This is a genomic window from Pseudoalteromonas sp. S4741, assembly GCF_005886135.1.
GTDB classification, from domain to species: Bacteria; Pseudomonadota; Gammaproteobacteria; order Enterobacterales; family Alteromonadaceae; genus Pseudoalteromonas; species Pseudoalteromonas tetraodonis.
In genome coordinates this window covers 1-8,281 of sequence record NZ_PNCN01000078.1, presented here as the reverse complement: position 1 = coordinate 8,281, position 8,281 = coordinate 1, and the positions used below count along the sequence as shown (strand labels likewise).

The 8,281-nt window shown below is 40.7% G+C and carries 6 protein-coding genes; 2 read left to right on the top strand and 4 right to left on the bottom strand.

Translation table 11 applies throughout. The features are described 5' to 3' along the window. The first annotated feature begins 206 nt into the window (after positions 1-206). Together rpoH and CWC30_RS12105 are read left to right on the top strand one after the other, a co-directional pair. Positions 207-1,070: an RNA polymerase sigma factor RpoH gene (gene rpoH / locus CWC30_RS12110; RefSeq protein ID WP_016899742.1), complete on the top strand. Its 864-nt coding sequence runs from the start codon at positions 207-209 to the stop codon at positions 1,068-1,070. Positions 1,071-1,397: 327 nt separating this feature from the next. Further along, entirely contained in the window at positions 1,398-3,269 is a 1,872-nt protein-coding gene (locus CWC30_RS12105; protein WP_138627208.1) for a methyl-accepting chemotaxis protein, read from the top strand. Positions 3,270-3,320: 51 nt separating this feature from the next. Here the strand turns inward: CWC30_RS12105 and CWC30_RS12100 are convergent, their stop codons facing one another. From CWC30_RS12100 to gpmM, 4 genes are all read right to left on the bottom strand, one after another. Beyond that, positions 3,321-4,073 carry a divergent polysaccharide deacetylase family protein gene (locus tag CWC30_RS12100; RefSeq protein ID WP_138627209.1) on the bottom strand — a complete coding sequence of 251 codons (753 nt, stop codon included), beginning with the start codon at positions 4,071-4,073 and terminating at the stop codon, positions 3,321-3,323. A 67-nt stretch (positions 4,074-4,140) separates the two neighbouring features. Beyond that, a complete protein-coding gene (locus CWC30_RS12095) occupies positions 4,141-5,406 on the bottom strand; it encodes a S41 family peptidase (protein ID WP_138627207.1) in 1,266 nt (421 codons plus the stop codon). Between the two features lie 33 nt (positions 5,407-5,439). Next, positions 5,440-6,579 carry a murein hydrolase activator EnvC family protein gene (locus CWC30_RS12090; protein ID WP_138627206.1) on the bottom strand — a complete coding sequence of 380 codons (1,140 nt, stop codon included), beginning with the start codon at positions 6,577-6,579 and terminating at the stop codon, positions 5,440-5,442. Positions 6,580-6,582: 3 nt separating this feature from the next. Beyond that, complete coding sequence (gpmM, locus tag CWC30_RS12085) at positions 6,583-8,127, bottom strand: 2,3-bisphosphoglycerate-independent phosphoglycerate mutase (RefSeq protein ID WP_138627205.1); 1,545 nt, start codon at positions 8,125-8,127, stop codon at positions 6,583-6,585. Positions 8,128-8,281: the final 154 nt, after the last annotated feature.

Below are 8,281 nucleotides of genomic sequence, written 5' to 3'. Positions count from 1 at the left end.
AAATACCAAACAGACTGCTGTAAATTTAACCTTGAAAGGTCAACAGACCCTAAACTAATTCATAGGTTATTCAGTCGCCTAGTGTAGACTGACTTAACACTAAAAAAACCACTTGATTTATGATTCAAAAAAGTTTTAAATTCAAGTTAGCACTCTTACTAAAAGAGTGCTAAAATGGTTTCAAATGTTTATCACCGAGGTGAAAAATGAGTAAAGATTTATACGCAATGGCACTTACAGTTGGGCAACAAAGCGCAAGTATGGATGGCTATCTTCAAGCTGTTAGTACTATTCCTATGCTTAAAGTTGAGCAAGAGCAGGAACTTGCAAAAAAACTTCAGGAAGAAGGCGATCTTAGTGCTGCAAAGCAACTCATTATGTCGCATTTGCGCTTTGTAGCGCACATAGCTAAAAGCTACTCGGGTTACGGGTTACCACAAGCTGATTTAATTCAAGAGGGTAACATTGGACTGATGAAGGCAGTAAAACGTTTTGACCCATCAGTGGGTGTACGTTTGGTTTCATTTGCGGTTCATTGGATCAAAGCCGAAATTCATGAGTTTGTGCTTAAAAACTGGCGTATCGTAAAAGTTGCGACAACCAAAGCGCAACGTAAACTGTTTTTTAATCTTCGTAAAAACAAAAAACGTTTAGGCTGGTTTAATCAAGCTGAAGTTAGCACAGTAGCGAGCGAGCTAGGTGTGAGTGAAAAAGAAGTGCGTGAAATGGAGTCGCGTATGAGCGGCCAAGACATGGGCTTTGACTTAACAGGCGACGATAACGACGATGCGCCAACCAGTACTTACTCACCAGTGCAATACTTAACGGATGGTACTGCTGACTTAGCCGATGATATTGAGCAGCAACAATGGCAAGAGCAGTCGCATACGCGATTATTTAGCGCTTTGAAAACCCTCGATGAGCGTTCTCAAGATATCGTTAGCGCACGCTGGTTGTCAGATGATAAAGCAACACTGCAAGAGTTGGCTGAAAAATACAGCGTATCAGCAGAGCGTGTTCGCCAGCTGGAAAAAACAGCAATGAAAAAATTACAAAGCGCGATGAGTTAATCGCACTTATAAAGTTATAAAGCCCTGCATGAAAATGCGGGGCTTTTTTTTAGTTAAAAAAAGAGGTTAACAAAAAGTATCGTCTTTCTTATTTTGCTTACCTCTAGTCACATCTGTATATCTTTTAATTAAATATACCCTAGTTAAAGTTAATGAATAAGTTTGGTTTTAATTTAAATACATGATTTTAGTTTGTTTTTAATTTGGGTATATGAAAATATTCGCGCACCTGAGCGACTTGTTGTTCAAACCGTAGCCTAAATTAAACTGTTAATTACTGTGCTTATTGCCTTTCAATTTCATTTAACGCGAGTATTTACACTCAATATGAACTCATATTCACTAAAGAAAAAGATCTTGCTATCGGTGGTTCTTGCCCTAGCCGTTATTATTGTATTGCTATCGTGGAATAGTTACACCTCTCAAAAAGCGTTACTGTTAAAAAGCAGCATTGATAATGTAAGTCAGTCTGGTAAGCAGCAAGCTGCGAGTATTGAAGATTGGCTAGCTAGTCGTCAGCAGATCATAGAGTCAGTTGCGAGTAAGGTTGAGGGCAATACGCTCAGCGCATTACAGCAAGCCCAAGTGTCGGGTGGTTTTCAATTAACTTACTTTGGAGATAGTATCGGGAAAATGACTGACTCTGATCCAAGTATTGATCGAATCGGCTACGACCCGCGCACTCGTCCATGGTATAAACAAGCACAGCTGAAAAATGGCACCGTAATTACCAAGCCTTATTTAGATACTGCGTTTAATCAGTTGGTTGTTTCTATTGCTAAAACCACACAAAGTGGCGTGGTAGCGGGTGATTTATCGATTGAGTCTTTAGTTAATGATGTTAATACTATGTCTTTACCGGCAAATGGGTATGCCATCATGATGCATCAAGATGGCACTGTGATTGCCTATAAAGACACTAAAAAAGTAATGGCAGATATTACGCATATTGACTCGAAAATAAATCACCAATTCATTTTATCTAATAGTCAAAACGGTGAATTTACTCCCCTTTATTTTAAAGATGAAGGGCGCGAAAAACTAATCTGGGGTGAAAATATAAATAATACCGATTGGCAGTTGCTATTTGTACTGGATAAAGAAACCTTAGAGGCACCGTTAATTAGTTTATTAGTAACTCAACTCGTATTAGTCAGTGTGGTACTTTTATTGAGCGTGTTGGCTATTTCATGGTTATTAAGTGTGTTGCTTGCGCCGTTAAGCCGAGTATCTCAAGCGTTATCAACAATTGCTGATGGTAACGGTGATTTGACCCAGCGTATTAGTGTTGATACACAAGATGAAGTTGGGGTACTGGCTGATAGTTTTAATCGCTTTGTAAGCAGCCAGCATGAGCTTATAAGCCATATTCGACAGTTAGCTACTGATTTAGATTTTGATGCAGAGAAAAGCTTAATCACCAATCAAAACAGTGTCAGTGAGTTGCAGCGTCAGCAACAAGAAGTAGCGATGGTTGCCACTGCGGTTACAGAGATGGCAAGTGCAACCCATGAGATTGCTGCTAATGCCGAAAATACCGCGACGGCATCACAGCAGTCAGCGCAAAGTAGTCGTGAAGGTAAACTGTTAGTTGATAAAACCAGAAACACGATTAACTCACTTGCGGGTGAAATAGACCAAACAACCACCGTCATTGGCGAACTAAGCTTACATGCTCAGGCTATATCGAGTATTTTGACCACAATTCAAGAAATTGCTGAGCAAACAAATCTCTTAGCACTCAATGCCGCAATAGAGGCTGCCCGTGCTGGTGAACAAGGGCGTGGCTTTGCAGTGGTTGCCGATGAGGTGCGTGTTCTATCAAGAAGAACGCAAAACTCCACAGCAGAAATTTACACCACCATAGAAACCTTACAAAATACGACCAAAAAAGCAGTGAGCTTGATGGACAGCAGCAAGGGGTATGCTAACAATAGTGTGGATGATGTTAATGCAGCAGCTCATGCACTAGAGGAAATCACCTTAGCAGTGAATGAAATTTCTGATATGGCGGGTCAAATAGCGGTTGCAGCAGAAGAGCAAACGCAAGTGACCAATGAAATTACTCGAAATACGGTCGCCATTAAAGATGTAACCGATGAAATTACTACCTCAGCCACTGCGCATTTAAGCCAAGCTGAAGTATTAAAAGACAGAGCTACAGATTTAAATGCCAAAGTAGCGACGTTTATTTTATAAATATAATGCGTTTAAGTGAGTTAAGACGGGGTAGGGTGTTTACTTACCCCATCAGTTTAAGGAAATAGCTTCTTGCTGAGCTATTTGTACATATTTACGTTCGACCAGTTGCGATACTGGCACCAGTTCAAATCCTTGCTTACTTAATTGCGGCAAAGCGTGGCGTAAAAAATCGATGGTTTCGGGATAGGGATGCGCTATTGCAATGGCAAATTGATACTTAGTTGCTTTTGATTTTAGCTCTTCTAATCTTAATTGTAGTTGCTCTGTGGTCGTTATATTGTCTAAAAATACATGTCGGCTAATGTTTTCCACTCCCAAAAAGTTGGCTGCATTCTGAGCTTGGCTTAATTCAGTTGTACGGCTATCAAGAAAATACAGCTGGCGTTTTTTGAGTACTTCCATGGTCCATTTCATTGCTTGGCTTTGTTGAGTCAGCGCAGAGCCCATATGGTTATTAACTCCTTTAACTAGCGGTAAACTGGCCAGCGCATTCCCGAGCGTTTGTTGAAGTTGTGCTTTATCCATATTTAAAGTGAGCGCACCAGGACCGAGTTTTTTACCATTTAAAGCCTGCATAGGAACATGCAACAGGAGCTCTTTATTTGACTGACTAGCAAGGGTTGCAAATATTTGAGAATAGGGGGTGTAGGGCAATATTGAATAGGACAACTGCCCAGGTAAACTCAGGAATTCTAAATCACGTTGATGATAACCTATGTCATCGATCACTATGGCTATTTGCTTGGCTTTAACAGCACTCGATGTTGCAAATAAGGCTAAAAACAGCCCAGCTAACACCATTAAATTTATAGTTTTCACGTTTTATAATTTTTATTATCTTTGTCGTGTTTAAAATAATTTACCGAATTTAGTGCATGCTAAGTAGCTGTTTTGCTTTTACTAACTGGATATCGGCTAATTCTTCAGCGTTAAAAACGGAGTTATGTTCTAATTGTTCATTTTTTATTATAACGGCTTTATTTGTTTGTGGAAGCGTTGTTTGATTAATCGCCACATTCGGGGTCACGCCAATCCCTTCAATCGATTCACCTGATGGCGTAAAGTAACGTGCGGTAGTTAGTTTTAAGGCGGTATCACCATCGCCTAATGGAATGAGTGATTGTACCGACCCTTTGCCAAATGACTGACTCCCCACTATTTTTGCACGCATATTTTCTTTTAGTGCTGCAGCCAGTATTTCTGCTGCAGAGGCTGAGTTTTCGTTAATCAGTACAACAATAGGTGCGCCTTTTAAAATATCGCCGCGTTTAGCGTAAAACGACTGATTAGAATCATAAAAGCGCCCTTTGGTCGTTACTATTAGACCATCTTGTAAAAAGAGATCTGCCACAGCAACCGCGCTTTTTAAAGTCCCGCCAGGGTTGTCTCGTAAATCAATAATTAAGCCTTTTAATGCGTGGCCGTAATGGTTTTGCATAGCGGCTATTTGTAAGGCAACTTCATGCAAGGTGTGGTTTGAAAAGGTATTTATAGCAATATAACCGCTACCCGCATCAAGTAGTTGCTTAGTTACACTGGCCAGTTTTATTTGTTTTCTGCTGAGGTTAAATATAAGCGGTGTTAGATTGTTATTTCGGATAATACTTAGTTGTACTTTATTGTTGGGGCTGTCTTTAATTTGCTGCGCGACTATATCAATAGGACTATTTTTAATCTGCTGATTATTAACTGCTGTAATAATATCGCCAGCTCGCAGGCCGACTTGTTTAGCAGGCGAATTATTAATTACTTTAACAATCGTGGTGCGCTGCTCAATATTTTTGACCTCAATGCCTAAGCCAGTATAGCGACCATTGGTATTATCAAATAACGCATTTAGCTCATTTTTATCTAAATATTTAGAGTAGGGATCGAGTTTAGAGTATAAGCGTTCAAATTGAGACGAGTTGTATTCAATATACTCACTGTTTTGCAGTGCTAAATCATCAACGTAGTAGGTATGGATATTAAACAGTATTTCATTTATTTTTTGGCTTTCTAAGTCTTTAACTGAGCTTGCATAGGTAGTATTTATAAAGCCAAAAAGTGCCAATAAAAAAAATACCTGCAAACAAAACCAAAACATTGGTTTTGCTTGCGATACTTTTTTTTGGCAAATGTGTGTGTTTATCATAACTGCCTCTACTAGGATGCAGTTATTTTAAGATTAAATACGTCTGCACCATTTTATGGGATTAACAGCACGCCCTTTGTGGCGTATTTCAAAGTATAGACCAGAATCGGCTTGTCCACCGCTTTGCCCAACTAAAGCAACGCTTTCACCCTCTCTGACCATATCACCCACATCTTTGAGTAAGGTTTGTGCATGCCCGTATAAGCTCATAAAGCCTTCTCCGTGGTCCACAACAATCACCCAGCCGTAACCTTTTAACCAATCTGCAAATACCACCTGACCGTTATGAATGCTATTTACTGAAGTGCCCTCTGCAGCAGAAATTAACACGCCTTTCCAGTTAATTCCGCCGTGCTTACGTTGGCCAAACTTGTGCGTAAGTTTGCCTTTACTCGGCCAGCTTAATCTTCCTTTATTTTTATTTAGGCCCAATAGCTCAATTTTTGTGGTTTTTTCTTCTTCAAGTTCTTTAATAGTTGCGATCAGCGTTTGTTCGTTCTCTTCTAAGTAACTAATTGAATTTTTTGTTTTATTTAACTGCTTTTTTAGATTTTTTAGGCTGGCTTGGCGCTCATTTTTAGCGTCAAGAAGCGCTGCTTGTCGCCTTTTTTGTTCATCAAATAAAGCAACTAGCTTTTCTTTTGTTTTTTCAAGATCAGCTTGGTTTTTCGCAATTTCTATTTGCAGCGCTTTAAGTTCATCAAGCTGCTTTATGCGGGCTTTATTTAAGTAGTTGTAATAGCTAAGCGTACGTTCAAATTTAGCGGTATTTTCTTGGTTAAGCAGCATTTTTGAATAGTCATCACTACCTGCCATATAAGCACTTTTTAACTGTGCTGCTAACACACGCTGAAATTGGGCTTGTTGTTTTTCAAGCTTTACCGCGCGTTGTTGTTGCTCTGCTTGCTGTTGTTGTGTTTTTTTAACGGATTGCTCAGCCATATTGAGTGCTTTAGCGTTTTTCGCTATAGCGAGTTCATGTGCTTTTAGCTTTTGCTGCTGTTTAGCTATTTCTTTTTGCTGTTGTTGATATTCAGCTTGGCTTTGCTCTAAAGCCACTTGAACTTGGGATAGGTCTTTTTTAGTACGATCTTCATTAGCCACGGCAACGCCAGTGACTAATGAATGCAGTACACAGATACACGCAATGACGCGGTATGCGCTTTTTTTCATAGGTTATTTCAACACCATAATTGGCGACCCTGTCATTTCTGCAGGTTGCTCTAACCCCATTAAATGCAGCATGGTTGGGGCAACATCGCTCAAGGCTTTGCCTGAATAAGCTTGTGCATCGCGACCTACATAAATAAACGGCACGGGCTCACTGGTATGTGCTGTGTGCGCTTGGCCTGTTTTAAGGTTTGCCATTTGCTCTGCATTGCCATGATCGGCGGTAATAAGTGCTTCGCCGCCATATTCTTTCAATGCATCCACTACACGGCCAATACAGTTATCTACTGCCTCACAGGCTTTAACTGCAGCCTCAAATACACCTGAATGACCGACCATGTCGCCATTAGGGTAGTTACAAATAATGGCATCGTATTTTCCACTTTTTATTGCTTCTACTAGCTTATCGGTAAGCATTTTTGAGTTCATTTCTGGCTGCAAATCATAAGTTGCAACCTGAGGTGATGGGATAAGTTCACGGGTTTCGCCGTCAAACTCATCTTCTCGTCCACCACTGAAGAAAAAGGTAACATGAGCATATTTTTCAGTTTCAGAAATACGCAGTTGAGTTTTACCTTGTTTTTCAAACCATTCGCCAAGTACGTTATTAAGCGGCGTGGTGCCAAAAGCAACAGGCGCATCTATATCGGCTGCGTATTCAGTCATCATCACAAAGCCGCTAAGCTCAGGCGATTTTTTCTTATTAAAGCCGTCAAAGCCTGGTTCTACAAAGGCGCGGGTTATTTCGCGTGCGCGGTCTGCTCTAAAGTTTGCAAATATAATGGTGTCGCCATCATTTACTTTTACAGGTTCGCTGCCTTTAGGAGTGATCGTGCTGGCTGCTACAAATTCGTCATTTTCATCGCGCTCATAAGCGGCATTTAGTGCACTTACGCCTTCTTCATAATCAAAATCGCCTTCACCTAAGGTGATTAAATTATAGGCTTTTTCAACACGGTTCCAGCGGTTGTCTCTGTCCATGGCATAGTAACGGCCAATTAGTGAGGCTAAACGGCCACATTTAAGTTCGCTAAATAAGGCTTCAATACGCTCAATAGACGCTTTAGCACTACGCGGTGGTGTATCGCGTCCATCTAAAAAGGCATGAAAGTACACCTCTTTAGCGCCGCGTTTTGCAGCCAGTTGTATACTGGCAACAATATGATCTTCGTGGCTATGCACGCCACCTGGACTTAACAGTCCCATAATGTGTACAGCTTTGTTGGCATGAACAGCTTTATCAATGTTTTCAACAAGTGCAGGGGTTGTATCAAATTCGCCATCATCAATGGCTTTGGTGATACGGGTAAAATCTTGATACACAATACGGCCTGCGCCTAAATTAACATGGCCTACCTCAGAATTACCCATTTGGCCATCAGGAAGACCGACATCTAAACCCGATGCTGAAATTAATGTATGAGGACGTGTGGCCCAAAGCTCATCTAATACAGGGGTGTTAGCAGCTAAAATAGCATTGCTTTGCTCATCTTCTCTGTATCCCCAGCCATCTAAAATCATTAATACCAGTGGTTTTTTATGCTCTGTCATAGTCACTCCTATTAGGGTCTGTTGACCTTTGCGGATTAAAATTTGTTCAAACTAGGGGCGGTTTAATCGCGGCGCGAGGTTTGTAATCTAGTGGGCTAAGTAAAAACCGAGCAAAGCTTCCGCGTCCTGCTCACGCCCCTTACCTACATCCATG

What these genes read in the sequence shown, in the direction of transcription:
- rpoH (WP_016899742.1), top strand. Translation starts at nt 207, where the DNA reads ATGAGTAAAGATTTATACGCAATGGCACTTACAGTTGGGCAACAAAGC.
- CWC30_RS12105 (WP_138627208.1), top strand. Translation starts at nt 1,398, where the DNA reads ATGAACTCATATTCACTAAAGAAAAAGATCTTGCTATCGGTGGTTCTT.
- CWC30_RS12100 (WP_138627209.1), bottom strand. Translation starts at nt 4,073, where the DNA reads ATGGTGTTAGCTGGGCTGTTTTTAGCCTTATTTGCAACATCGAGTGCT.
- CWC30_RS12095 (WP_138627207.1), bottom strand. Translation starts at nt 5,406, where the DNA reads ATGATAAACACACACATTTGCCAAAAAAAAGTATCGCAAGCAAAACCA.
- CWC30_RS12090 (WP_138627206.1), bottom strand. Translation starts at nt 6,579, where the DNA reads ATGAAAAAAAGCGCATACCGCGTCATTGCGTGTATCTGTGTACTGCAT.
- gpmM (WP_138627205.1), bottom strand. Translation starts at nt 8,127, where the DNA reads ATGACAGAGCATAAAAAACCACTGGTATTAATGATTTTAGATGGCTGG.